Origin of the sequence: Pseudorhizobium xiangyangii (assembly GCF_020531965.1) — a bacterium.
Classification (GTDB): domain Bacteria; phylum Pseudomonadota; class Alphaproteobacteria; order Rhizobiales; family Rhizobiaceae; genus Neorhizobium; species Neorhizobium xiangyangii.
Window position 1 is genome coordinate 113,119 of record NZ_JAJAWH010000012.1, and the last position, 22,956, is coordinate 136,074.

At 61.7% G+C, this 22,956-nt stretch carries 27 protein-coding genes; 19 read left to right on the forward strand and 8 right to left on the reverse strand.

Annotated elements, in window-relative coordinates; genetic code table 11:
* The first annotated feature begins 61 nt into the window (after positions 1–61).
* From LH464_RS12890 to LH464_RS24550, 5 genes are all read left to right on the forward strand, one after another.
* On the forward strand, positions 62–1,951 hold the full coding sequence (locus tag LH464_RS12890) for an ABCB family ABC transporter ATP-binding protein/permease (RefSeq protein WP_226786792.1): 1,890 nt from the start codon (positions 62–64) through the stop codon (positions 1,949–1,951).
* Between the two features lie 15 nt (positions 1,952–1,966).
* Positions 1,967–2,095 (forward strand): hypothetical protein, encoded by a 129-nt coding sequence (locus LH464_RS24545; RefSeq protein ID WP_255648362.1) that lies wholly within the window; start codon positions 1,967–1,969, stop codon positions 2,093–2,095.
* Between the two features lie 126 nt (positions 2,096–2,221).
* On the forward strand, positions 2,222–2,920 hold the full coding sequence (locus LH464_RS12895; protein ID WP_226786853.1) for a phosphatidylserine decarboxylase: 699 nt from the start codon (positions 2,222–2,224) through the stop codon (positions 2,918–2,920).
* A 19-nt stretch (positions 2,921–2,939) separates the two neighbouring features.
* Positions 2,940–3,761: a CDP-diacylglycerol--serine O-phosphatidyltransferase gene (gene pssA / locus LH464_RS12900; protein WP_226786793.1), complete on the forward strand. Its 822-nt coding sequence runs from the start codon at positions 2,940–2,942 to the stop codon at positions 3,759–3,761.
* A gap of 172 nt (positions 3,762–3,933) precedes the next feature.
* Positions 3,934–4,065 carry a hypothetical protein gene (locus LH464_RS24550; protein WP_255648364.1) on the forward strand — a complete coding sequence of 44 codons (132 nt, stop codon included), beginning with the start codon at positions 3,934–3,936 and terminating at the stop codon, positions 4,063–4,065.
* Positions 4,066–4,073: 8 nt separating this feature from the next.
* Here the strand turns inward: LH464_RS24550 and LH464_RS12905 are convergent, their stop codons facing one another.
* Genes LH464_RS12905 through LH464_RS12915 form a run of 3 tightly spaced genes read right to left on the reverse strand, consistent with a single transcriptional unit; the run spans position 4,074 to position 5,860 of the window.
* Complete coding sequence (locus LH464_RS12905) at positions 4,074–4,691, reverse strand: LysE/ArgO family amino acid transporter (protein ID WP_226786794.1); 618 nt, start codon at positions 4,689–4,691, stop codon at positions 4,074–4,076.
* A 33-nt stretch (positions 4,692–4,724) separates the two neighbouring features.
* On the reverse strand, positions 4,725–5,492 hold the full coding sequence (locus LH464_RS12910; RefSeq protein ID WP_226786795.1) for an SOS response-associated peptidase: 768 nt from the start codon (positions 5,490–5,492) through the stop codon (positions 4,725–4,727).
* A 44-nt stretch (positions 5,493–5,536) separates the two neighbouring features.
* On the reverse strand, positions 5,537–5,860 hold the full coding sequence (locus tag LH464_RS12915; protein WP_226786796.1) for a YnfA family protein: 324 nt from the start codon (positions 5,858–5,860) through the stop codon (positions 5,537–5,539).
* 56 nt (positions 5,861–5,916) lie between these two features.
* On the opposite strand from LH464_RS12915, the gene LH464_RS12920 reads away from it, so the two are divergent.
* The 8 genes from LH464_RS12920 to LH464_RS12955 all read left to right on the forward strand — a co-directional run bounded on the left by LH464_RS12920 (position 5,917) and on the right by LH464_RS12955 (position 10,963).
* Positions 5,917–6,384, forward strand: a complete 468-nt coding sequence (locus LH464_RS12920) for an NUDIX hydrolase (RefSeq protein WP_226786797.1) — start codon at positions 5,917–5,919, stop codon at positions 6,382–6,384.
* Between the two features lie 55 nt (positions 6,385–6,439).
* Positions 6,440–6,805, forward strand: a complete 366-nt coding sequence (locus tag LH464_RS12925; RefSeq protein ID WP_226786854.1) for a TIGR02301 family protein — start codon at positions 6,440–6,442, stop codon at positions 6,803–6,805.
* 100 nt (positions 6,806–6,905) lie between these two features.
* Positions 6,906–7,163, forward strand: a complete 258-nt coding sequence (locus LH464_RS12930) for a hypothetical protein (protein WP_226786855.1) — start codon at positions 6,906–6,908, stop codon at positions 7,161–7,163.
* Between the two features lie 16 nt (positions 7,164–7,179).
* Positions 7,180–7,914, forward strand: coding sequence for a hypothetical protein (locus LH464_RS12935; protein WP_226786798.1), 735 nt, complete (start codon positions 7,180–7,182; stop codon positions 7,912–7,914).
* A 76-nt stretch (positions 7,915–7,990) separates the two neighbouring features.
* Complete coding sequence (gene ygfZ, locus LH464_RS12940; protein WP_226786799.1) at positions 7,991–8,836, forward strand: CAF17-like 4Fe-4S cluster assembly/insertion protein YgfZ; 846 nt, start codon at positions 7,991–7,993, stop codon at positions 8,834–8,836.
* Positions 8,837–8,868: 32 nt separating this feature from the next.
* Positions 8,869–9,447 carry an HD family hydrolase gene (locus tag LH464_RS12945; RefSeq protein ID WP_226786856.1) on the forward strand — a complete coding sequence of 193 codons (579 nt, stop codon included), beginning with the start codon at positions 8,869–8,871 and terminating at the stop codon, positions 9,445–9,447.
* The gene (locus LH464_RS12950) at positions 9,444–9,965 is read left to right on the forward strand and encodes a tyrosine phosphatase family protein (RefSeq protein WP_226786800.1); all 522 of its coding nucleotides are present in this window, start codon (positions 9,444–9,446) and stop codon (positions 9,963–9,965) included. Before LH464_RS12945 ends, LH464_RS12950 begins: the two co-directional genes overlap by 4 nt.
* A 125-nt stretch (positions 9,966–10,090) precedes the next feature.
* A complete protein-coding gene (locus LH464_RS12955; RefSeq protein ID WP_226786801.1) occupies positions 10,091–10,963 on the forward strand; it encodes a mechanosensitive ion channel family protein in 873 nt (290 codons plus the stop codon).
* Between the two features lie 161 nt (positions 10,964–11,124).
* Here LH464_RS12955 and LH464_RS12960 read toward each other — a convergent pair whose 3' ends face one another.
* The 3 genes from LH464_RS12960 to LH464_RS12970 form a co-directional block, all read right to left on the reverse strand.
* Positions 11,125–11,943, reverse strand: a complete 819-nt coding sequence (locus LH464_RS12960) for an ABC transporter permease (RefSeq protein WP_226786802.1) — start codon at positions 11,941–11,943, stop codon at positions 11,125–11,127.
* Positions 11,940–12,728: an ABC transporter ATP-binding protein gene (locus LH464_RS12965; protein ID WP_226786803.1), complete on the reverse strand. Its 789-nt coding sequence runs from the start codon at positions 12,726–12,728 to the stop codon at positions 11,940–11,942. The genes LH464_RS12960 and LH464_RS12965 overlap by 4 nt, the downstream gene beginning before the upstream one ends.
* A gap of 157 nt (positions 12,729–12,885) precedes the next feature.
* Complete coding sequence (locus LH464_RS12970; RefSeq protein WP_226786804.1) at positions 12,886–13,920, reverse strand: ABC transporter substrate-binding protein; 1,035 nt, start codon at positions 13,918–13,920, stop codon at positions 12,886–12,888.
* A 241-nt stretch (positions 13,921–14,161) separates the two neighbouring features.
* Between LH464_RS12970 and LH464_RS12975 the strand changes: the two genes are divergently transcribed.
* From LH464_RS12975 to LH464_RS12995, 5 genes are all read left to right on the forward strand, one after another.
* Positions 14,162–16,870, forward strand: a complete 2,709-nt coding sequence (locus LH464_RS12975; protein ID WP_226786805.1) for a DUF2339 domain-containing protein — start codon at positions 14,162–14,164, stop codon at positions 16,868–16,870.
* Positions 16,867–17,517, forward strand: coding sequence for an HD domain-containing protein (locus LH464_RS12980; RefSeq protein ID WP_226786806.1), 651 nt, complete (start codon positions 16,867–16,869; stop codon positions 17,515–17,517). The genes LH464_RS12975 and LH464_RS12980 overlap by 4 nt, the downstream gene beginning before the upstream one ends.
* A 9-nt stretch (positions 17,518–17,526) precedes the next feature.
* A complete protein-coding gene (locus LH464_RS12985) occupies positions 17,527–18,375 on the forward strand; it encodes an MOSC domain-containing protein (protein ID WP_226786807.1) in 849 nt (282 codons plus the stop codon).
* Between the two features lie 125 nt (positions 18,376–18,500).
* Positions 18,501–19,397 (forward strand): DMT family transporter, encoded by an 897-nt coding sequence (locus LH464_RS12990; protein ID WP_226786808.1) that lies wholly within the window; start codon positions 18,501–18,503, stop codon positions 19,395–19,397.
* A 102-nt stretch (positions 19,398–19,499) separates the two neighbouring features.
* On the forward strand, positions 19,500–20,726 hold the full coding sequence (locus LH464_RS12995; RefSeq protein ID WP_226786809.1) for an MFS transporter: 1,227 nt from the start codon (positions 19,500–19,502) through the stop codon (positions 20,724–20,726).
* A 13-nt stretch (positions 20,727–20,739) separates the two neighbouring features.
* On the opposite strand, the gene recO is transcribed toward LH464_RS12995, so the two are convergent.
* On the reverse strand, positions 20,740–21,492 hold the full coding sequence (gene recO, locus LH464_RS13000) for a DNA repair protein RecO (protein WP_226786810.1): 753 nt from the start codon (positions 21,490–21,492) through the stop codon (positions 20,740–20,742).
* 148 nt (positions 21,493–21,640) lie between these two features.
* On the opposite strand from recO, the gene LH464_RS13005 reads away from it, so the two are divergent.
* Positions 21,641–22,006: a hypothetical protein gene (locus LH464_RS13005; RefSeq protein ID WP_226786811.1), complete on the forward strand. Its 366-nt coding sequence runs from the start codon at positions 21,641–21,643 to the stop codon at positions 22,004–22,006.
* A gap of 5 nt (positions 22,007–22,011) precedes the next feature.
* On the opposite strand, the gene era is transcribed toward LH464_RS13005, so the two are convergent.
* A complete protein-coding gene (gene era / locus LH464_RS13010; protein ID WP_226786812.1) occupies positions 22,012–22,950 on the reverse strand; it encodes a GTPase Era in 939 nt (312 codons plus the stop codon).
* Positions 22,951–22,956: the final 6 nt, after the last annotated feature.

The following is a 22,956-nucleotide window of genomic DNA, read 5'->3' on the forward strand; positions in this document are numbered from 1 at the left end:
GCAAGATCCCGCACCGGAGCTTATGTGCGGGGTGCGCCTTGTACGCCGCGCGGAGAATTGAATGACTGACAGGAAGAAGACCGTCTCGGCGGATTCCAGCAATCCGATGGAGACCCTCGTCAACCTGTGGCCATACATGTGGCCACATGGCCGCCGCGATCTCAAGCAGCGCGTCATCTGGGCAACCGTCTTCCTGTTCCTGGCCAAAGTCATCCTGCTGGGCGTCCCCTATTTCTTCAAATGGGCAACGGATGCTCTGAATGGTCGCCTCGACATGCAGGGGATCCTGCCGGTCTTCATGCTCGGTGCCGTGGTCCTGGTGATCGCCTACAACCTGACACGAATCCTGCAGGTGGGGCTGAACCAACTGCGCGACGCCATGTTTGCGAGCGTCGGCCAGTACGCTGTACGGCAGCTCGCCTACAAGACATTCGTGCACATGCATAAACTATCCTTGCGCTTTCACCTGGAACGCAAGACGGGCGGTCTTTCGCGCATCATCGAACGCGGCACGAAGGGCATCGAGACGATCGTCCGCTTCACCATCCTGAACTCGGTGCCGACCTTCGTCGAGTTCCTGCTGACAGCCGTGATCTTCTGGCTCACCTACGGCCTCTCCTACGTGGCAGTCACCGCAATTACCGTCTGGGCTTATGTCTGGTTCACCGTGCGGGCGAGCGACTGGCGCATCGCCATCCGCCGCTCGATGAACGACAGCGACACCGACGCGAATACCAAGGCGATCGACTCGCTGCTCAACTTCGAGACCGTCAAGTATTTCGGCAACGAGGAGATGGAGGCGCGTCGCTTCGATACCTCGATGGAGCGTTATGAAAAGTCCGCCACGCAGGTCTGGACGTCTCTTGGCTGGCTGAACTTCGGCCAGGGCGTGATCTTTGGCCTCGGCATGACCGCGATGATGGTGATGTCGGCGCTGGCCGTGCAGCGTGGCGAGCAGACCATCGGCGACTTCGTCTTCATCAACGCCCTGCTGTTGCAGCTCTCCGTCCCACTGAACTTCATCGGTTTCGTCTACCGCGAAATCCGCCAGGGGCTCACCGATATCGAGCAGATGTTCGAACTCCTTGAAGTGGAAGCGGAAGTACTCGACAAGCCGGGTGCCGCGCCGCTTAAGATCGCACGCGGCTCCATAGCCTTCAGGGATGTCCACTTCGCGTACGATGCCGACCGACCGATCCTGAAAGGACTTTCGTTCGAGGTGCCCGCGGGCAAGACCGTTGCTATCGTCGGGCCATCCGGCGCCGGCAAGTCAACCATTTCCCGGCTTCTCTACCGGTTCTACGACGTCCAGTCCGGCACGATCACCATCGATGGCCAGGACATCCGCGATGTGACACAGACATCCCTCAGGTCCGTCATCGGCATGGTGCCGCAGGACACGGTGCTGTTTAACGACACGATCGCCTACAATGTCCGCTACGGCCGCCCGTCCGCCACGGACGATGAGGTCCGCGCAGCCGCCGAGGTGGCGCAGATCGGCACCTTTATCGAAAGCCTGCCGCACGGGTTCGAGACCATGGTGGGTGAACGCGGCCTCAAACTGTCAGGCGGCGAAAAGCAGCGTGTCGCGATTGCGCGAACGATCCTCAAGGCCCCGCCCATCCTCATTCTGGACGAGGCGACCTCGGCGCTCGACACCACGACGGAGCACGAGATCCAGACCGCACTGGACGTGGTTTCGGAGAACCGCACCACGCTGGTCATCGCGCATCGGCTTTCCACCGTCATCAACGCCGACGAGATCATCGTGCTTCGCGACGGCAAGATCGCAGAACGCGGCACACATGCAGCGCTGCTTTCAGCAGGCGGGCTCTACGCCTCCATGTGGAACCGCCAGCGCGAGGCGACCCAGGCGGAAGAACAACTCAGGAAGGTGCGCGAGAGCGACGATCTCGGCGTGGTCGAGCGCGGCGCACCAGCAGCCGAATAAGGAGAAGACCGGGTCATGAAATATTTATCCAAGAGATTGATCATCACTTGCAGCATTGCGCTTGCGTATATGCTGGTGCTGATCTTCTTCGGCTCGCCGCTTCTGGCGCTGACCACATGGCTGGGCTGGGTGAAGCCTCAATAGGCGTGCCCGCGGCGGAACAAGAACGCCGCCGTTCCATGGTCATAAGGGCGTTGGCGGAACCGCATTGCCCCCTTATCTGTTTGCCTGTAGTCAGCAACAACTGACAATTCGAGGAGAACCTTGTTGATCAACCTGTTCGACACCATCCGCAACACGCTCGTTCCGATCCACAAGGAAGGATACATCTTCGTTGCAGCCTTCTTCATCGCCTCCCTGATCCTCGGCTGGATTGCCGAACCGCTCTTCTGGGTCGGTCTCGTGCTGACGCTGTGGTGCGCCTACTTCTTCCGGGATCCCGAGCGCCTCGTTCCGCAGGATGATGATCTCGTGCTGAGCCCGGCCGATGGACGGGTATCGTCGGTGCAGATGGTCGTGCCGCCAGCGGAACTGAACCTCGGCACCGAGCCCATGCTGCGCATCTCGGTTTTCATGAACGTCTTCGACTGCCACATCAACCGCGCACCGATGCGGGGCCAGGTGACCGACATCCAGTACCGCGCCGGTCAGTTCGTGAATGCCGAACTCGACAAGGCAAGCGAAGACAACGAACGCAACAGCATGGTGATCGAATCCAGCCACGGAAAGATCGGCGTCGTGCAGATCGCGGGTCTGGTGGCGCGCCGCATCGTCTGCTGGGTCAAGCCGACCGAGCCGCTGACTGCCGGTGAACGCTTCGGTCTCATCCGTTTCGGTTCGCGTCTCGACGTCCTGTTGCCAGCCGGTGCGCAGCCGCGGGTATCCGTCGGGCAGCAGACAATTGGCGGCGAGACCATCCTTGCAGAGTTCGGCTCCACCAAGGGCCCGACAATCAGCCGCCGCAGCTAACAGCATAGAAGGAGACGTCATGGAGACGCCGGTACCGACGCCCGAGACATCCCGGACCGACACGAGCGGCCGGGGACCCCGGCTGAGGGAAATTCCGCTCCGTCTGATGGTGCCGAACCTGATCACCGTCCTGGCGATCTGCGCGGGCCTCACAGGCATCCGACTCGCCTTCGAAGGGCGTTTCGAGCTTGCGGTCGCCATGGTTCTCCTGGCCGCCTTCCTCGACGGCATCGATGGCCGGGTCGCACGCCTTCTCAAAGCGACGTCGAAGTTCGGGGTGCAGATGGATTCGCTCGCCGATATCATCAACTTCGGCGTCGCACCCGTTCTGGTCTCCTATGCCTTTCTGCTGGACAACGCCCGATCCTTCGGCTGGATCGCGGCACTCATCTATGCCATCGCGGCAGGACTTCGCCTCGCACGCTTCAACGTGATGGCCGAGCGTGAGGAAAAAGCGGCGTGGCAGTCTGAGTTCTTCGTCGGCGTGCCCGCCCCTATGGGCGCCATGCTGGTCCTCCTGCCCGTCTATCTCGGCTTCCTCGGCGTCGGCCCTTCGCCGATCTTCGTTTACGGCAGCGTCGCCTACACGATCCTCATCGGTTATCTTCTGGTGAGCCGCCTGCCGGTATGGTCCGGCAAGTCGGAAACCAAGATCCGCCGTGACCTGATGCTGCCCCTCCTTCTCGTCGTCGTTCTCTACGTCGCACTGTTGATGAGCTACACGTGGCAGGTCCTCGTCGTAACCGTACTGGCTTACCTCGCCTTCCTGCCGTTCAGTGCGCGCCTCTGGCACAGGCGCTACGGAACCCTTACGATCGAGGACGACAACGTCTCCGTATGATCCGTATGCAGGGTCGCCCACGCGGCGGCTCTGCAACATCTCATAGGGTCGATCGAGCAGCGCCGGCGGGCGTGGAACATTCGCCCCTCGCCGCCATTATTCCGCCGATTTTCGAGATGAAATCCCTGCGCGCAATCAGGTCCATTACCGGACTGGCGTGGAGGAGATACCAATGAGCAATGAAAAGCCGGCAGAGCACTCAAAGACCGAGCAGGCTCACCCCTATCGGCCCCTCGGAATCAAAGCCGTCATCGCAGCAGCCCTCATGCTGAAGCCGAAACAGGCACTTAAGCCGGCCGGCTGATCAATCGCTCAACTGTTCTGTCCGAGGCTGAGCAACAGCCCGCCCGCCAGCAGGCTCATGACCAGTCCGATCAGGACGTCCAGGACCCGCCAGGCTGAGGGCCTCGCAAAGAGTGGCGCGAGCAGACGCGCGCCATAGCCCAGTCCGAAAAACCAGACGAAGGATGCAGTGACGGCGCCTGCACCGTAGGCGACGCGCTCCTGCCCCTCGAATGCGGCGGACAGACTGCCAAGCAGGATGACCGTATCCAGGTAGACGTGCGGATTGAGGAAGGTGAAGGCGAGACACGTCAGTACCGCCGCTTTGAGCCCCATGCTTTCGGGAGCACCCGCCACCATCACGGCCGGGCGCCAGGCGCGACGGAATGCCAGGATCGCATATGCGGCCAGAAACGCCGCCCCACCCAGCGAAACGACAGCAATCAATGTCGGGGATCGCGCCACGATCGTTCCGAGACCGGCCACGCCGGCGGCGATGAGTAGGGCGTCCGACGCAGCGCAAATCAGGCTGAGCACGAAGACGTGGCTGCGGATCAGCCCCTGCCGCAGGATGAAGGCGTTCTGTGCGCCGATTGCTATGATGAGCGATGCGCCGAGCGCGAAGCCGGAAAGGGTGGCAGACAGCATGAGGAATGTTCCGAGTGAGGGCGTCCTGCAGGACTAGAAAAGCGACATCTGGCCGGAGCCCGTTTTGGCGGCTGCCTTGGGAGGCTGGGCTGGCTCGGCGAGAGGAACCGGCTTTTGGACGTCCGGCCCCATGTTGCTGACCTTGTTGACGAGATCGGAAACCGGGATGGCTTCGAAGAAGTCCTCCTGCACCGGTTGCATCAGATCGGCAACCGCCCGCGGCTCCTGTGTCCTGCAATCCAGCCAACGGGAGAATTCCTCCGGGGGGATGACGACCGGCATCCGATCATGAATGCCACGCATCGCCGCGTTTGCCTTCGTCGTCAGGATCGCAGCCGTATCGAGTTCCGATCCCTCGGCGGACGAATAGGTCTCCAGCAACCCTCCGAATGCCACAAGTCCGCCGGCCCTGGGACGTATCCAGTAAGCCTGCGGTTTGACGCCAGTGTCCTTCGGCGGCCGTCGCCATTCATAGAAACCGGAAGCGGGAATGAGGATGCGTCTATGCCGCATCGCGGCCCGGAAGGACGCCTTCTCGGACGCTGTTTCCATGCGAGCGTTGATCAGCAGCGGGAAGTCGGCGGGATCCTTTGCCCAGCCGGGAATGAACCCCCAGCGAGCCAGCAATGCTCGCCGGTCGGGCAGGTTGCTGCCCGGAGGGCCGCGCTCGGACGACGCGACGACGAGAATCGGCTGCGTCGGCGCGATGTTGTATCGCTGCGGAAAGTCTTCGATGTCGATGACGCTCAGGAAGTGCAGGATCTCTTCCGGCGTTGCGGTAAGGGCATAGCGTCCACACATGTGATTGTCATCGCACCGCCGCGAGGGGCGGTCAAGAACAAGCCTCAGCCGCGCGGGCCGAACAGAATGACGGTCGCTCCGGCAAGGCAGATCAGGCCGCCGCTCATGTCCCACCGGTCGGGAAGACGCCCTTCCACGAGCCAGAGCCAGAGGATCGAAGCGACGATATAAATGCCTCCGTAGGCCGCATAGGTCCGCCCCGCGGCTTCGCTGGGAACGAGGGCAAGCAGACCCGCGAACAGTAGCAGCGACACCATGCCGGGCGCCAGCCACCACACAGGCTTGTCGAGGCGCCACCATGCCCAGAAGGCAAAGCAACCGGCGATTTCGGCAAGAGCCGCAGCGGCAAAGAGGATGTATGTCTTCATGCGACGAGCGGTGTCCCCGGTTTCTCTTCATGGTGTTTCGTTCTACCTTGGCATCAATGACCGACCAAGCATCACCGGAACATTCGTCCGCATTTGTTCGACTGGCGTCCTCCGCCATCCTGGAACGGGAGGGACGCTTCCTGCTCATCCGCCGGCGCAATCCGCCTTCGGCAGACCTGTTCGCGTTTCCGGGCGGACGGGCCGAGCCGGGAGAGACACCGGAGCAGACTGCATTGCGCGAATTCCGGGAGGAAACGGGGATAGAGGCACACAACCCGGAACTGTTCGCCACATATGATCTGAAAACGGAAGCCGAGGACGGGGTCGAGAACCACTTCTTCCTGTCCGTCTTCCGCGTGAAGGCCGACGAATCGGCCGAAGCGGTCGCTGCGGATGATGCAGCCGATCAGGGGTGGTATACGGTGGAAGAGATTCGCGGCCTCCCCGTTCCACCCAGCGTGCTCGACTGCGCGGAAAAGCTTGCAGCGCTGGTCGCACCATCTGAGACAACGTCAAACAACTGAGAGAAACATGGCCTTTACACCGCGTGCGTGCGCAAGCCTGATCCTGCTGAGCGTCATGACCTCGACCGCTGTCGCGCAGGGTACCGCGCCCGCCCCGCAGCCGCCTGCCGAGGAGTTGCCTGCTCCCTACGACATGCAACTCTCCCGACTCGCCGAGGTTCTGGGCTCGATCCAATACCTGCGCTCGCTATGCGGAAAAGAGAGTGATGACTGGCGTACATCCATGCAGGAACTGCTGAGCGCGGACACGGCAAAGGAGCCAAAAAGGCGTGAACGCCTTACCGCTGCCTTCAATCGCGGCTATCGCTCCTTTGCTTCTGTGCATACGACATGCACGGACTCCGCACGGACAGCGGAAGAGCGATACCGTAACGAAGGCGCAACACTCGCCGCAGAAATTGCCGCACGCTTCGGAAATTAGAGCATTATTTACCTCTTTCGCCAGCACCCCGTGTCGTTTTGGTAAAAGGCTGCTAGAGTTCTTAACGGGGAAGTAACCCAAGAGTACCGAGGATGACATGATGCAGACAGGCCGCAACGAGATCGACGACATGATTGTCCACGAGAAGATGCAGGTTGCCCTGGAGTACCAGAATGAAGCCTGGGCTGACGGCGTAGCCGACGGCATCGAACCCGAAATCATTGCCGATGCGGCCTTCGCGCTCGCAATGCGGGAGACCATTCGCATTCATGGTGAAAATGGCGCTGAAGCCATGCTGGAAGCGCTTCGTGAGCGTATGCTTGCCGGTGAATTTTCTCCTGAACGCATCATTCAATAACTGCTGAGGCATTTCCATGCCAAGCGCGCGTGATTGTCAGCAAGAGCCAGGGCGAGTTTCGCTCGCCGCCTTCCTGATCAGCCTTACGATATTGCTGCTCCCCTTTGATTCTGCTGCCCTGTCAGAAGTCGGACCTGTTCGTGATTCGCGCGCTCAGGAGCAAGAGGCAATCGATAACGAATCGTCCCCCCACCTTCCCCTTCCCGATCCCCTCATCAATCGCTCGCCGGACGAGCCGACCGAATCATCGGACGGCGCAGACGAGACCGGCGCGCCCGCAGCTCCCGTCGACGCCGAAATCATTCTGGAATCATCCGCTCTTCCCGAGCCGGTGCGGCGGATGCGTGAACTGATTGTCGAGGCTGCCGCATCCGGGGATATAGAGAAACTGCGCACGCTAACCAATCCCGGCCCGCGTCAGACGCAAGTCAACGGCGAAATCAGCGATCCCATCGAAGCCATGAAAAGCTACTCCGGTGATCCGGATGGGCTGGAGATCCTCGCGATCCTCCTGGATATTCTCTCCACCGGCGCTGCCCGCATCGATGCAGGCACGCCAGAGGAGGTTTATGTCTGGCCTTATTTCGCCGGGAAGTCGCTCGCGACACTGACGCCTCCAGAGCGGGTAGAACTGCTGCGTATCGTGACCGCCGGCGACCTGATCGGGATGGAGGACGCCGGCAATTACAACTTCTACAGGCTCGCCATCACTCCCGACGGCGAATGGAAGTCGTTTACCGGCGGCGACTGATTCGCGCTCACCCCGAGCCCTTGCCGCGACCGCAGCAAATGCCTAACTGTCAGGCTTCTCAAAACGAGTTTTCCAGATGCCAGCCGCCTACCTTCCTGAGCGCCGCTTTCTTCGCACTTCCGGACAGGAGGCCGAGAGCTTCCTGCAGAATCTGATCACCACGGATGTCGCCTCGCTACCCTTGAGCGAAGCGCGTGGCGGCGCCCTCCTGACGCCGCAAGGCAAGATTCTCTTCGATTTCCTCATCTGGCGAGAGGCCGACGGCTTTTTCATCGAAACAGAAAGCTCGCAGCTCGAAGCACTCAGCCGTCGCCTGACCATGTACAAGCTGCGCTCTGCCGTTGAAATCGAAACGACCCCGGATGAAGGCGCGACTGTTTTCTGGGGTGAGCAGGCAGCCCGTGAGGGGGCCGCCGACGCCCGATTCGGCCAGGCAGGCATCCCCGTCATACGCGTTCGAGGCCAGGCAGGGGCCGAGAGCTTCGATGGGGACTACAATGCTTTGCGCGTGGAAGCCGGTGTTGCAGCCTCGGGTGCGGATTACGCGTTGCAGGATGCCTTTCCTCATGACGTCCTGATGGATATCAACGGCAGCCTTTCGTTCCGCAAGGGTTGCTATGTGGGCCAGGAGGTGGTGTCGCGCATGCAGCATCGCAGCACCGCCAGGCGCCGTCTCGTCCAGATCAGTGCCGAAACCGATCTTCCCGCCACGGGCACGGAAATTACGGCCGAGGGTAAAGCGGTCGGTACGCTCGGAACCGTCTGCGGGCGTTCGGGGCTCGCCATCGTTCGTACCGATCGTATCGGCAGTGCAATGTCGGCAGGAATTCCTGTGCTTGCCGGCGACGTGGCGGTGACGGTTGCGCTACCGGCGTGGAGCGGCCTTTCGTTCCCCAGCAGTGAAGAAGAGGCCGGACCGTGAGCCTGGGCAAATCGGCCCGCGCCTGGCAGCGCATGCTGTCGGGTCGCCGCCTCGATTTACTGGATCCCTCGCCTCTCGATATCGAGATCGCGGATATTGCCCATGGGCTCGCCCGCGTTGCGCGGTGGAACGGCCAGACACGTGGTGACCATGCGTTTTCTGTCGCCCAGCATTGTCTCGTTGTGGAGGAGATCTTTCGGCGAAACCATGGCGATGATTGCCAGCCGCTTCTGATGACCCTGCTGCATGACGCGCCCGAATATGTCATCGGCGACATGATATCCCCCTTCAAGTCTGTGGTCGGCGGCGGCTACAAGACCGTCGAGCATCGACTGGAGGCTGCCATCCATCTGCGTTTCGGCCTGCCCGCCCACGCCAGCCGGGAATTGAAGACGCAGATCAAGAAGGCCGATACCATTGCCGCCTTTTTCGAGGCGACCGAACTGGCCGGGTTTTCAGCCGAAGAGGCCCGCAAGTTCTTCGGGCAGCCGCGCGGCATCACGACGGACATGCTGCCGATCGAGCCCATGCCGGCGCGTGAGGCGCAGCAAGCCTTTCTCAAGCGCTTCGAGGAGCTGGAAGCCGGGCGTCGGCAGGATTGCGGGCCATGACCGCGATCGTCGTCTGTCCCCTCGGCAGCATCGCGGAACTGGCTGTGCGCCACAAAGCAAGCCACATGATCAGCCTGATGGCGGAAAAGCACGCGTTCCACCGCCCGGGGATCATTGCCGCGGACCGGCACCTCACGTTGAAGATGAACGACATCACCTTTGCCGGGACAGGCGACCTCATCGCGCCGGCGGAAACGCATGTGGAACAGCTCATTCAGTTCGCGCGCCAGTGGGACGGCGTCGCTCCGATTGTCATCCATTGCTGGATGGGTGTCTCCCGCTCGCCGGCAGCCGCAATGATCGCGTCGCTCGCCGTCGATCCGGAAGAGGACGATTTCGCTCTGGCCGCACGGATGCGCACCGTTGCGCCGCATGCGACGCCAAACACGCGCCTGATCGAATTCGGCGACCGCCTGCTGGAGCGCAATGGCCGGCTCGTGGCGGCAATCAAGTCCATCGGCCGAGGCGCTGAAACCGATGGCCGCGCATCGTTCGTGCTGCCGCTCCGGCTATCCTGATTCAGCGAAACATCAGCATTATCAACAGAAGGCCCCGCCTCCCTAAAAGTCTGGCTGCTTCGCTTGACCTCAACGACACCTGCTCCAATTAGGGGGCAGATCGAGGGAAAGGAACAGGCACAGGTATGGAACAGGCATCTGATGCAGTCGTCGCCACAAGGGCGGCCCTCGCGCAACTGATGGCACTGGCCGTCCAGTACTCGTTCTCGATTATCGGCGCCCTCATCCTCATCACCATCGGCTGGATCGCGTCCGGCATGCTGAGCCGCTGGGCTTTTAACGGCATGTCGCGCATCCACGGTATCGATGCTACCTTGGCGCATTTCTTCTCCAAGGTCGTGCGCTACGGCGTGCTGATCCTGGTGTTCGTGATGGCGCTCGGCCAGTTCGGCGTCCAGACGGCATCCATTCTCGCCGCTCTCGGTGCGATCGGCCTCGCGGTCGGCCTGGCGCTACAGGGCACGCTGCAAAACATTGCCGCGGGCATCATGCTGCTGGTGCTGCGTCCCTTCCGGGTGGGCGAGACGATCGAGACCAGCAGCGTCAACGGCACCGTCATCGAGGTCGGCCTGTTTGCCACCGAACTGCGCACCGCCGAGGGCGTATACCGACTGGCGCCGAATTCGACCCTGTGGAACGTGCCGATTACCAATTTCAGCCGTCTGAAGACCCGCCGCCACGAGGTCACCATCAGCATCGATGCCGGTGAATGCATCGACAAGGCGCAGCAAAAACTTCTGGCGACGGCGACCGCTGAAAAACACGTTCTGAACAACCCGGCGCCGACCACCTACGTCGCCGAGTTCGATTCCGGCAGCGCCAAGGTGACCCTGCGTTACTGGATGAATGCCAGCCAATGGTGGGAGACGAGCCGCCATGTGACGAAGGCGGTGAAGCTCGCCTTTGACAAGCAGCCCGAGCCTGAAAAGAAACCGGCAGCGAAGCCTGAAACCGCCCCGGAAAGCCTGTTTCCAGACCTTCAGTCGCCGACAGGATGACGCATGCGGACCCGTCGGGCCGGCCAACCGCTCGGCACGACGGCGTCATCGGCCTGATGGAACGGAGGCATCGGGTCCGGCTTTTTACGAGGAAGCCGGACCCGATGCCCAATTATCCAACTTAGGCGGCAGGCATGCGACCGCGCAGGGTCATTCTACGCTCAGTTCGCCATCGTGGAGCGATGCGCCCAGCCGGTCATGCGCTTCTCGATCCAGGCCATCAGCGCGTACATCGCGATACCCTCGATTGCGAGCGCCAGCAGTCCGGCAAAGACCAGCGGCACGTTGAACTGACTCTGTGCAGAACTCATCATGTTGCCAAGACCGTAGTTCGAGGCGACGGTCTCGCTGAGGACCGAACCGACGAATGCCAGGGTGATGGCGATCTTCAGCGAACCGAAGAAATAGGGCATCGAACGGGGGATGCCGACCTTCAACATGATGTCGATCTTCCTGGCGCCGAGGGCGCGCAAAACATCCTCCGTTTCCGGCTCGATCGTGGCCAGCCCCGTCGCCACGTTCACGACGATCGGGAAGAAGGAGATCAGGAAGGCGGTGATGACGGCGGGGATGGTGCCAATCCCGAACCAGATCACCAGGATCGGCACGACGGCCACCTTGGGGATCGCGTTGAAGCCGATCATCAGCGGATAGAGCCCGGCATAGATGGTCTTCGACCATCCGATGAACAGGCCGATCGCCAATCCTCCAACGACGGCCAGCCCGAAGCCCAGCGTAGTCGTAAACAGCGTTTGCAGCGAGTTCTTCAGGAGCGGCGACCAGTACTGCACCACCGCTTCGAATATGCGGCTGGGCGCCGGCAGGATCGTCACGGGCATGTCTAAGGCAATGACCAGCAGTTCCCACGCAAGGAACAGGCCGAGCGTATATAGCCAAGGCGCAGCCTTGACCCAGTTGATCCTGGCCGGCTCCCGCCTGGTGATCGACGCGGGCTTCGTGTTGTCCGTCACGATCGTCATGCCACTACCCTCGCCTGCGCGATCTCTCCGTGCAGCTGTTGCACGAGATCGTTGAATTCCGTGTGGTACATGATCTCGAGATCCCGCGGCCGGGCGAACGGCACAAGGTGCTCTCGAAGGATGCGGCCGGGCCGCGCGCTCATAACGAAGATCTTGTCGGCCAGGAATGCGGCCTCGCGTAGATCGTGGGTTACGAGAACGATCGTGACACCCTGCGCCGCATGCAGGTCGCGGATGACGCACCACAGCTCCTCACGGGTGAAAGCATCCAGCGCACCGAATGGTTCGTCCAGCATCAGCAATTCCGGCTCGTGGATCAGCGCCCGGCAGAGATTGGCACGCTGCTGCATGCCGCCGGAAAGCTGCCACGGAAACTTCGAACCGAACCCCTTGAGGCCGACGAGTTCGAGCAGGTGCTCGGCCTTCGCGACGTATTCCTTCTTGTTGGCGCGCAGCCGGTGGCGGTGTTTCTCCACGATCTCAAGCGGCAGGAGAATGTTCTCCAGCGTCGTGCGCCACGGCAGCAAGGTCGGGTTCTGGAAGGCCATTCCGACGATCGACACCGGCTTCGTCACATGCTGGCCGGCGACGATGACGGTGCCAGCCTGCGGAATATGCAATCCCGTGACGAGCTTCATCAACGTGGACTTGCCACAGCCGGACGGACCCACCACGGCAGCAAATTCGCCCTTGGCGACCCTCATGGTCAGTTGCGACACCGCCAGGGTGCCTTCCGCGCCGCCATAGCGCATATCGACATCGTCGATGGAAACGAGGTGGGACATATGTTGGTTCTTTCTTGAGCCAGCCTGGGTACGACCACCTCCCCCTTGATGGGGGAGGTTATCGCGAAGCAATGGGCGGGGATGACACATAAACGGCCGTTCACCCCACCCCCGGCACTCCGTGCCGATCCCCTCTCAAGGGAGGGCAATGCTTCGATCAGGGAAGCATCCGTTCTTCCTTGGCCGGCAGGAAGCTCGCATCGAACACCTGCTCAGCCTTGATGTCGCCCTTGAGACCCATGGAAACCTTGAGCGTTGCGATGGATGCGGTCAGGCGGTCCATATCGACACCGCCGAAGCCGTTCTCGACCACATACGGCGTCTTGATGTTCATGGCGTTGGCCATGTTCAGGCGCTCCAGCTCGATGTCGGAATTCAGGGTTTCATTGCGTGCGAGAACGGCAGCCACTCCTTCTTCGGGATTGGCAACGGCAGCAGCAAAGCCCTTGGCGAGCGCCTTCATGAAGCCCTTCACTGCTTCCGGATTTTCAGCAGCGAAATCAGTGTTCACCATGACAGCGTTGCCATAGAGGTTGAGACCATTCTCAGCCATCAGGATCGTCGCAATGTCGTCGTCCTCGATGCCCTGTGCCTTCAGGTTGAGGATGACGGAGAACGCGAAACCGAACACGGCATCGACATCGCCCTTGGCGAGCATCGGCTCACGGACCGGAAATCCGATCGATTCGATCGTGATGGCGCTGTCGTCGATCTTGGCCGCTTCCTTGAAGGCCTTCCACTGGGCAAAGGCGCCATCCGGCGGCGGCGCGCCTAGCTTCTTTCCTTCGAGCGACTTCGGATCCTCGGTGACGCCGAGCGACTTGCGGCCAACCACCGCAAAGGTCGGACGCTCGTAGACCATCATTGCGGCCTTGATCTTCTGCGACGGATCCTCATCCAGGAACTTGATGAGCGAGTTGATATCGCCAAAGCCCACCTGGTAGGTGCCGGTCGCCACCCGCGGGATCGCCTCGACCGAGCCGTTTCCGGTATCGACCGTCACATCCAGGCCTTCTTCCTTGAAGTACCCCTTGTCTACAGCCAGAAGGAAACCTGCGGCCGGCCCCTCGAACTTCCAGTCGAGCGTCATCTTGATGGCCGTCTCAGCGAATGCCGGTGCCGAGAACCCGGCACTCAGGGCTATCGCGGCGGCGGCGCCGAGTTTTGACAAGTGTCTGCGCGTCATCATCATTTCATTGGTCCCCTGCTGGTTGGAATTGCCACATTCAAAGCGGCAAACACCGACCTAAGCAAGCAATTTCTGCACATAAAATCATCGTTTTACATATTGCCTAAATACGAGCCATTGCGTGACGCAAAGTTGTGCAAGGAGCCCGATAAGGCGGCGGCAACCTCGTAGCCCGGCGCCTACTCTTCCCTTCCGGCAATCTGCGCATGTATAAGCAACTCACTTTTGCCGGGGGCGGGATCGAATGGAACTTCTACTTCTACTGCTGTTGGTGCTCGGCATCGCGTGGCAGCGAAAGACATCGCAGCGGTTGGCCAGGCTCGAGGACGAAGTCACGAAGCTGCGGGCGGATTTTTCGGCTGCGCCTGCATCGACGTCTCTCGGCCAGCACGAAGCCGTTCAGGTCGCACCACCTCCACAGATAGAGGCAAGCGAACCACAATCCGGAGAGGCAGGTGTCGTTCAGGCCGATATCGCTGCCCGGGAACCCATCGAATCGCCGCCGCTGGCTGAGCCTTCCGCAAAACCCGAGGGGCGCGAAACGCTGGAGAGCAATCTCGGTGCACGCTGGGCCGTGTGGGTTGGCGGCGTGGCGCTGGCGCTGGGTGGCATCTTCCTGATCCGCTACTCCATCGAAAGTGGCCTGATCGGCCCGGAGACGCGGCTTGTGCTGGCTGGCATCTTCGGCCTCGTCCTGATTGGTGCCGGCGAAATCGTCCGACGCCGCATCCTGCCACAGGTGGCGGATCGCTACGGCAATGCGATGATACCCGGTGCGCTGACGGCAGCCGGATCCATCACCCTTATCGGCGCAACCTATGCCGCCCACGGCTATTACGGCTTCATCGGCCCAACGCTTGCCTTTGCCCTGCTTGCCCTGGTCTCGCTTGGGACCCTCGCCCTCTCGCTTCTGCATGGACAAGGTCTGGCCGGTCTGGGCCTTGCCGGCTCGATGATCACCCCGGCATTGGTTGCGTCCACCGCGCCGAGTGCGACGGTTCTGTTCACCTTCCTCTCGATCTCGTGGCTGGCGACAGCAGCCGCTGCACGGGTCCGCAGGTGGACAATCGTGCCGGCGCTGGCCAACCTCGGACTGGCTGCCTGGGCCATCGCTTATGCGTTCGAGACCTATATCTTCGACCCGCTACCCCCGACCCTTGCCCTGCTCGCCATGGTGGCCGGAACGGGTTTCATCTGGCCGGCAGCACAGCTTGGCTTTGCGCCCGCAACGAATGAAACCTGGTGGCGCTTCCTGCGGCGCAGGCCGCTCGGCATCAACCTGTCGCTGTCGCTTGCCATTCTTCTGCCTGTACTGGCGTTCCTCGCGATCGGCGGCACGGATTCCATCCTGCCGGCCTTCGCAGCGGCATCGCTCGTCGCCGGCCTTGCCGCGATCGGGGCAAGCCGATCCTACGCCGTATGGCCGACGATCCTTTCCGCGTTCGGGGCCGTAATGTGCGTCGGCCTCATGGCCCTCATCCTTCTCGATTACGTCCCCGTCCCGGCCGCTGACAGTGGCACGGCACCTTTGGTGACATTCGGTCGGGAGATCGCGATCAGCCTGCTTTTGGGTGCAGTCTTCTCCGTCCTCGGCCTGATCTTCCTGCGCCGGCATGGGGACAACGATCCTAGGCTCGGCGCAATCTGGGCCATCCTGATGTCCGCGGTTCCGGTTACGTTGGCGACGATCAGCTTCCTGAATTTCGGCCTGCTTGGCCGCGACTGGACGCATGGCCTCTACGGCCTGGTCCTCGGAGGCGCCTTGCTGGCGGCGGCGCAATGGCGATTCAGGCGGAGCATTGCCGGCGAGTTCGACCGGCCTGCCAACCTCATCGTGCTCGGCTCGTTTGCCGGTTTCGCCTTCAGCCTCCACGCGCTGACCAATGGCATGACCACGACGATCCTGCTCGCCGTTCTCGGCTTTGCCTATGTCCTGGCGACCCGCCTGCGGCAGTGGCCCGCATTGCCGTGGGCCATGGCCGCGGCGCTTGTCCTCATCTTCGGGCGGATCGGCTGGGAACCGACACTTGTCGGGCCGAACCAGCTTGGCACGACACCGTTCTGGAACGCGCTGCTGGCGGGTTACGGCATCCCTGCCCTGTTGGCAGTCCTTGCAGCCTACGAGATGCGCAACTGGCGCAGCAGCCGCATCCGCAACGTCCTTCAGGCGCTGGCCTCGCTTTCGGTCATGATGGCACTAGCCGTACTCGTTCGCCATGCGATCAGCGGCGGCGTGCTGGACGATCGCATACCGACACTCAGTGAACAGTCGATCTACACGCTGCTCGCCATCGGCTTCTCGGCAACGCTGATGACATTGGACCAGCGCGCGCCGAGCCCGGTCTTCCGCTATGGCTCCATGATCGCCGGCGTGCTGGCCACGATCAACGTGCTCTCGCTGCACGTTTTCGCGCTCAATCCCTATTTCAGCGGCGAGAGCACCGGCGGCTGGCCGTTCATCAACCTGCTGCTCATCGGCTATCTCATGCCGGCGCTCGCCTATGCCGGGCTCGCCTATTTCGCCAGTGACAAACGGCCGAAACCCTACGTGATGATGCTCGCCATTGCCGGTGCGGCACTCGGCTTCCTGTGGGCGACGCTTTCGGTGCGCCGCTTCTGGCACGGCGAGAACATCGCCGACTGGAAGGGTTTCCTGGAAAACGAAACCTACACCTATTCCGTCGTCTGGCTGGTGATCGGCGTCGCCCTGCTCGTCCTCGGCTCCCGGTTCGATGCCCGCAGCCTCAGGATCGCGTCGGCAGCCCTCGTCATCATCACCGTACTGAAGGTCTTCCTGATAGACATGTCCAACCTCGAGGGTATCCTCCGGGCACTGTCGTTCATCGGCCTTGGCCTGGTGCTTATGGGTATCGGACTGTTCTACCAGAAGATACTGGCGAAGAAGTCCGCGGCCGCCATCAGGGTTGAAGCAGAACCGGAGGCCAAGGCGTGACCCCCTCTCTTGCAGCAGCGTTTTTCCCCTACGAGGAGCTGGCCGCGGCACTGCTGCCGCATGCCGCCGAAGGGGACGACGGATCCCACGATGTCGCCCACATCCTGCGCGTTTTCCGCAACGCAATGCGCATCCAGGCCGAAGAAGCCGGCGATGCACGGATACTCGCAGCCGCGGTTCTTCTGCATGACTGTGTCGCGGTCGAGAAGAACTCCCCGTTCAGGGCACAAGCATCCCGGCTTGCAGCCGAAAAGGCAGCCAAGGTTTTGACCAGCATGAGATGGGCGGATGCGGACGTCGCCGCTGTTGCGCACGCCATCACCGCCCACAGCTTCTCGGCCAATATCCCGCCGGAAAGCAAGGAGGCGAAGATCCTGCAGGATGCCGACCGTCTGGACGCAATCGGCATGGTTGGTGCCGCCCGTTGCTTCTATATCGCCGGCCGCATGGGATCCGGCCTCTACGACCCCGCCGACCCCATGGCCCAGGAACGCCCGCTCGATGACAAGGCCTTCGCCATCGATCATTTCGAGACGAAGCTCTTCAAGCTCGCGGACGGCTTCCAGACCGCGACCGGCCGGGCACTCGCCACCGAACGGCACGAGCGCTTGAAGCACGTGCTCGACCTCTTCCTCGACGAGATATGAGAGACTTCCATGCGGGTCAGTGAACTCAACTATTATCCCCTCAAGAGCGCCCGTGGCATCGCTTTGCCGGAAGCCGAGATCGGCCGCACCGGCATTCCCGGCGACCGCCGCATGATGATTACGGATGCCGCGGGCAAGTTCATCACGCAGCGCGAGCTTCCCCTCCTTGCGCGGCTGACGGTCACTCCCCGGGGCGCGTCGGTGCACTTGGCAATGGACGGCCAAGGAGATCACTACGCCCAGCAGCCCGACCCGCGGCGGCGCATCGACGTCGTCGTCTGGCAGTCGCCTGTAAGCGCAGCGCTGGCGGACGACGTCACAAACGCCAGACTTTCGGACTGGCTGGGCCGGGACACGCGGCTGGTCTTCTTCGACGATCAGGCCGAGCGCACCGCAAGTACGGAATGGGCCGGCGAAGGCACCCCCGTCACATTCGCCGACGGTTACCAGGTTCTCGTTACGACCACCGCTTCCCTCGCGACTCTCAACGCCGACATGCGCGCGCATGGCGAAGGGGAAGTCGGCATGGAGCGGTTCCGCCCGAACATCGTTGTCGAGAGCGACGAACCTTGGGCAGAAGATGGCTGGTCGTCGATCGAAATCTCCGGCGTGACCTTCGATCTTGTAAAACCCTGCGCCCGCTGCATCATGACCACCCAGGACCAACAAAGCGGCTCGCGCGAGGTGACCAACCCCATGCCGGCCATGGGCCGTCTGCGCATGTCTGCAGATCGCCGCGTGCCCGGCCCCCTCTTCGGCTGGAACGCCGTGCCCCGACACACCGGCCATATCAAGGTTGGCGATCCGGTGCGGGTCATCGCGAGCCGCGAAACGACGTGGGCGATCAAGAAACGTTGATTTTGGGCTTGCGCCTGCGACAAGATGGTCGTTATCTCTAGCCAAGGTTGTCATACAACCTTGGTTTTTTTTGTTTTTTTCGACTTAGCCGGTGCAGCCGCCAGCCATCAGGAATTCGATCCTTCATGACACCTCGGGCGACCGGCCTCGCATTCGCGCTTCTGGCAGTAACGATCTTTTCCATTCAGGACGGCATTTCCAAGCATCTGGCGGATAATTATCCCGCCATTTTTATCACGATGATGCGGTACTGGGCCTTCGCGGCCTTTGCCCTTCTCCTGGCCAGCCGGTCGCGAGGTGGCATATCGGGTACGGCGACGACACCTCGTCCCGCATTGCAGATTTTCCGAGGCGTGCTTCTGTCAGTGCAGATCGTCGTGGCCATCACCTCGTTCGCAGTCGTCGGCCTTGCGTCAAGCCAGGCGATCTTTCAATCCGCACCGCTGATCGTTGCCCTGCTGTCCATGCCGCTGCTGGGCGAGCGCGTAGGCTGGCGCAGGTGGACGGCCATTGCCGTCGGCTTCCTCGGCGTGCTCCTGATCCTCAAGCCTGAAGCGGGTGGTTTCGACATCAGCCTGCTGCTGCCGCTCACCGGAGCATTTCTTTACAGTCTGTATTCGATCACCACCCGGCTCGCGAGCCGCACGGATACGGCAACGACCAGCTTCTTCTACACGGGCGTCGCCGGTGCGTTGGCAATTTCGCTGGTTGGCCCCTTCTACTGGATAAGCTTCGAAGGCAACGACATCTACTGGATGCTCTGCCTCTGCGTATCGGGCGTGGTGGGGCACTATCTGCTGATCCGCGCTTTCGACTACATCGATGCCGTCATCGTACAGTCCATGTCCTATCTCCAGCTGGTGCTTGTCACCCTGATCGGCGTGTTCATCTATAACGAGACCCTGGGCTTCAACATGATCGTCGGCTCGATGATTGTCGTGTGCGCCGGGCTCTTCACCATCTATCGCGAAGCGCGCACCGGCCGCAGGGCAGTCAAGATCGATCCTCCCGGGGAAATCTGACTGCCATCAATTCGGGTGATAGGTCGCCTGAGCAAAACTGATTATGGGAATGGTCGGCTCGGCATTATGTTCGAGCACGTCAATCACACAGGAGACATCACGATGACCCAGGCCGCTCGAACATCAATGCCCTGGCTGATCATCGTCGCCGGCTCGCTCATTGCCATGCTGACCTTCGGCCCGCGCTCGGCAATGGGCTTCTTCCAGCTTCCAATGCTGGCGGAGACAGGCTGGGACCGTTCGACCTTCGGCCTCGCCATGGCGTTGCAGAACCTGTTCTGGGGCCTCAGCCAGCCCTTCTTCGGGGCGCTTGCCGACAAATATGGAACGGGCCGCGTGCTGGCTACCTCGGGCGTTCTCTATGCCGCCGGCCTTATCCTGATGGCCAATGCCGATGCGCCGATCTGGCTCCATGTCGGTGGCGGCATTCTTGTGGGCACGGCGATCGGTGCCGGTTCCTTCAGCGTCATCCTGTCCGCCTTCGCTCGCAACGTCACTCCGGAGCAACGCTCGATGGCGTTCGGCTTCGGCACGGCCGCCGGTTCTGCCGGCATGTTCCTGTTCGCGCCGCTGAGCCAGGCGCTGATCAGCAACTTCGGCTGGTCCGACAGCCTGGTCTACATGTCGATCATGATGCTGATCGTGCCGCTGCTGGCCTTTCCGCTCCGTGGCAACGCAAACTCCGGTACCCAGTCACAGAGCCAGTTCAAGCAGTCGGTGGGCGAGGCCCTGCGGGAGGCCCTTGGCCACAAGAGCTATCTTCTGCTGACGACCGGCTTCTTCGTCTGCGGCTTTCAGGTTGCCTTCATCACCGCGCATTTTCCGGCCTATCTCGGCGACATCGGGATCGATGCCCGTTACGCTGTCATCGCCATGGCGCTGATCGGCTTCTTCAACATCATCGGCTCGCTCGCCGCCGGTTTCATCGGGCAGCGCTATTCCAAGCCCTATTTCCTGGCATACATCTACGTTGCCCGGTCGATCGCCGTCAGCGCTTTCCTGCTCCTGCCTCAAACGCCTGCTTCCGTCGTCATCTTTGCGGCCGTGATGGGCCTTCTGTGGCTATCGACCGTTCCGCCGACAAATGCACTTGTCGCCATCATGTTCGGCACGCGGCATCTCGGACTGCTCGGCGGGCTCGTCTTCCTGTCGCACCAGATCGGATCATTCCTCGGCGTGTGGATGGGCGGCTATCTCTATGACCGGTTCGGCTCCTACGATTCGGTCTGGTGGCTGGGCGTAGCGCTCGGCATCTTCGCTGCCGTCGTCCACTGGCCGATCAGGGAACAGGCGGTCGAGCGTCCGGCCCTTGCAGCACAGCCGGCCTGACCGACTGCCTTGATCAACCCGCCTGGCGAGCATCCTGCAGTGCCAGAGCCTTCAACACCGCCTGGACAAAGCCGTCCCGGGCGGCGTTTTCCGTGATCCCGCGCGGCTCGTAAACGTGGCGGTGCAGGAAGAAGCCCGTGAGCCGGAACGCTGCCGCCATGTTTTCGGGAGTTGCCGCAGACTTCGCGCCTTCGCAGAGGAAGGCCGGCAAGGCGAGCATACGATCCGCGTAGGGTGCTCCCGCTTCGCGGCAGACGGCGCGGCCGGACTTCGGAGAGACGTATTGCAGGTTCTCTCTGGTGCCGGTCGCCGCGCATTCGGTCAGGTCCAGACCGTAGCCCAGGTCGTTGAGGACCGCGAGCTCGAAACGGATGAAAAGCTCTCCCGCATCGGCGGGATCGTCCATCGTCTCCAGGATGACATCCAGTGTCTCATAAAGATGTGGATGCGGGTCCCGCTCCGCGAGCAGCCGCAACAGGGCGCCCATAGCCTGAATGCCATAAACCGAGGTCGCCTTTTCCATCAGTCGGGCGGCGCGCAGGCGGATCGGTTCCAGCTTGAACTCGCCCAGATGCTCATCGAGCCGCGCTCGCCACACGACCTCGACGCGATTGCCCGGCTGGAGCACGGGCTGCATGGTGCGGGAGCGTCCGGAGCGGACAAGACCGAGGTGGCGGCCACGCGAACGTGTCATCACCTCGGCGACGACACTTGTCTCGCCGTGGCGCTTCACCCCGATGATGATTGCTTCATCCTGCCACTGCATGGCGCTTCGACTACTTCCTGATCCGATTCAACATTAGCCGATAAGCCGCTGCACCTGAATCGAATTTACCGAAACTTTATCGCGGAGATCTTGGAACAAATTGCCCGTCTCCGGAATTGCCCCGGCGAATTCCGACCCGGGAGCTTCCATGAGATATTTTCCGTTCGCCCTTCTCCTCGCAGCCTCGCCGGCCATGGCGCAATCGCCCGAACTCGAAAAGGCCTGCGTTTCCGTGGCGCAGAATTTCCTGCTCGTACCTGCGCTCAAGACAGGGGTCGTGCAGTCATTTCCGGAACTGGATCCGCCGGGCGCCCGGTTGACCTACTCCACGCGGGAGAACGCCACGGCAACCGATTTCACCAACGAGATCGAGTGCGAGTTCACCGGCGCCACCCCGCCCCTCAATCTCAGCCGCTTCTGCATTTCCGATACGTGCTATTCGGAGAACGAGCAGGAGCCGGAAAACCGGCGCCGCTACATGGAAGTCAAGGCATTGATGGACCGGCAGAAATAGCCGGTTCAACCCTTGGGGAATTCAAGTCCCATTTCGCGGAAGCGCGCCGGATCGTCGCCCCAGTTCTCACGCACCTTCACGAACAGGAAGAGGTGTACGGGCTGTTCGAGGATTTCGGACAGCTCCTTGCGGGACGCGGTCGAGATAGCCTTGATGGCATCACCGTTCTTGCCGAGCGCGATCTTCTTCTGGCTGTCACGTTCGACGTAGATCACCTGCTCGATGCGAACGGAGCCGTCCTTGCGCTCCTCCCACTTCTCGGTCTCCACATGCGAGGCATAAGGGAGCTCCTGATGCAGCCGCAGGAAGAGCTTTTCGCGGGTGATTTCCGCCGCGAGCTGACGCATCGGCAGGTCCGAGATCTGGTCTTCCGGATAATACCACGGGCCTTCCGGCAGACGCTTCGCCAGGAAGTTCATCAGATCGCCGCAGCCCGAGCCGCCTGTGGCCGAAACCATGAATGTCTGCTCGAACTCGACGGATTCGTTGGCCTTCGCGGCGAGTGCCAGCAGGTCTTCGTGCTTCACCCGGTCGATCTTGTTCAGCACAAGGATCTTCGGCTGCTTGACCTCCTTGAGGCCCTCCAGGATGGCTTCCGCATCACCGCGCAGACCGCGTTCGCTGTCGATCAGCAACATGATCAGGTCGGCATCCTTGGCGCCGCCCCAGGCGGATGTGACCATGGCGCGGTCGAGCCTGCGGCGCGGCTTGAAGATGCCGGGCGTGTCCATGAAGACGATCTGGGCATTGTCGTGAATGGCGATGCCACGAACGATGGCACGGGTCGTCTGCACCTTATGGCTGACGATCGATACCTTCGCGCCGACAAGGCGGTTCAGAAGCGTCGACTTGCCAGCGTTGGTGGGGCCGATCAGGGCCACGAAGCCGGAGCGGGTCGCAGCTCCTTCAGTCTCGGCGCCCTGGATGTTTTCGTTGTCTGTCATGGTTCC

What these genes read in the sequence shown, in the direction of transcription:
- LH464_RS12920 (WP_226786797.1), top strand. Translation starts at nt 5,917, where the DNA reads ATGACCGACCAAGCATCACCGGAACATTCGTCCGCATTTGTTCGACTG.
- era (WP_226786812.1), bottom strand. Translation starts at nt 22,950, where the DNA reads ATGACAGACAACGAAAACATCCAGGGCGCCGAGACTGAAGGAGCTGCG.
- LH464_RS12965 (WP_226786803.1), bottom strand. Translation starts at nt 12,728, where the DNA reads ATGTCCCACCTCGTTTCCATCGACGATGTCGATATGCGCTATGGCGGC.
- LH464_RS12990 (WP_226786808.1), top strand. Translation starts at nt 18,501, where the DNA reads ATGACACCTCGGGCGACCGGCCTCGCATTCGCGCTTCTGGCAGTAACG.
- recO (WP_226786810.1), bottom strand. Translation starts at nt 21,492, where the DNA reads ATGCAGTGGCAGGATGAAGCAATCATCATCGGGGTGAAGCGCCACGGC.
- LH464_RS12985 (WP_226786807.1), top strand. Translation starts at nt 17,527, where the DNA reads ATGCGGGTCAGTGAACTCAACTATTATCCCCTCAAGAGCGCCCGTGGC.
- LH464_RS12950 (WP_226786800.1), top strand. Translation starts at nt 9,444, where the DNA reads ATGACCGCGATCGTCGTCTGTCCCCTCGGCAGCATCGCGGAACTGGCT.
- LH464_RS12995 (WP_226786809.1), top strand. Translation starts at nt 19,500, where the DNA reads ATGACCCAGGCCGCTCGAACATCAATGCCCTGGCTGATCATCGTCGCC.
- LH464_RS12955 (WP_226786801.1), top strand. Translation starts at nt 10,091, where the DNA reads ATGGAACAGGCATCTGATGCAGTCGTCGCCACAAGGGCGGCCCTCGCG.
- LH464_RS12910 (WP_226786795.1), bottom strand. Translation starts at nt 5,492, where the DNA reads ATGTGTGGACGCTATGCCCTTACCGCAACGCCGGAAGAGATCCTGCAC.
- LH464_RS12915 (WP_226786796.1), bottom strand. Translation starts at nt 5,860, where the DNA reads ATGAAGACATACATCCTCTTTGCCGCTGCGGCTCTTGCCGAAATCGCC.
- LH464_RS12930 (WP_226786855.1), top strand. Translation starts at nt 6,906, where the DNA reads ATGCAGACAGGCCGCAACGAGATCGACGACATGATTGTCCACGAGAAG.
- LH464_RS12935 (WP_226786798.1), top strand. Translation starts at nt 7,180, where the DNA reads ATGCCAAGCGCGCGTGATTGTCAGCAAGAGCCAGGGCGAGTTTCGCTC.
- LH464_RS12925 (WP_226786854.1), top strand. Translation starts at nt 6,440, where the DNA reads ATGACCTCGACCGCTGTCGCGCAGGGTACCGCGCCCGCCCCGCAGCCG.
- LH464_RS24550 (WP_255648364.1), top strand. Translation starts at nt 3,934, where the DNA reads ATGAGCAATGAAAAGCCGGCAGAGCACTCAAAGACCGAGCAGGCTCAC.
- LH464_RS12905 (WP_226786794.1), bottom strand. Translation starts at nt 4,691, where the DNA reads ATGCTGTCTGCCACCCTTTCCGGCTTCGCGCTCGGCGCATCGCTCATC.
- LH464_RS12975 (WP_226786805.1), top strand. Translation starts at nt 14,162, where the DNA reads ATGGAACTTCTACTTCTACTGCTGTTGGTGCTCGGCATCGCGTGGCAG.
- LH464_RS12970 (WP_226786804.1), bottom strand. Translation starts at nt 13,920, where the DNA reads ATGATGATGACGCGCAGACACTTGTCAAAACTCGGCGCCGCCGCCGCG.
- ygfZ (WP_226786799.1), top strand. Translation starts at nt 7,991, where the DNA reads ATGCCAGCCGCCTACCTTCCTGAGCGCCGCTTTCTTCGCACTTCCGGA.
- LH464_RS12890 (WP_226786792.1), top strand. Translation starts at nt 62, where the DNA reads ATGACTGACAGGAAGAAGACCGTCTCGGCGGATTCCAGCAATCCGATG.
- LH464_RS13005 (WP_226786811.1), top strand. Translation starts at nt 21,641, where the DNA reads ATGAGATATTTTCCGTTCGCCCTTCTCCTCGCAGCCTCGCCGGCCATG.
- pssA (WP_226786793.1), top strand. Translation starts at nt 2,940, where the DNA reads ATGGAGACGCCGGTACCGACGCCCGAGACATCCCGGACCGACACGAGC.
- LH464_RS12945 (WP_226786856.1), top strand. Translation starts at nt 8,869, where the DNA reads ATGCTGTCGGGTCGCCGCCTCGATTTACTGGATCCCTCGCCTCTCGAT.
- LH464_RS24545 (WP_255648362.1), top strand. Translation starts at nt 1,967, where the DNA reads ATGAAATATTTATCCAAGAGATTGATCATCACTTGCAGCATTGCGCTT.
- LH464_RS12960 (WP_226786802.1), bottom strand. Translation starts at nt 11,943, where the DNA reads ATGACGATCGTGACGGACAACACGAAGCCCGCGTCGATCACCAGGCGG.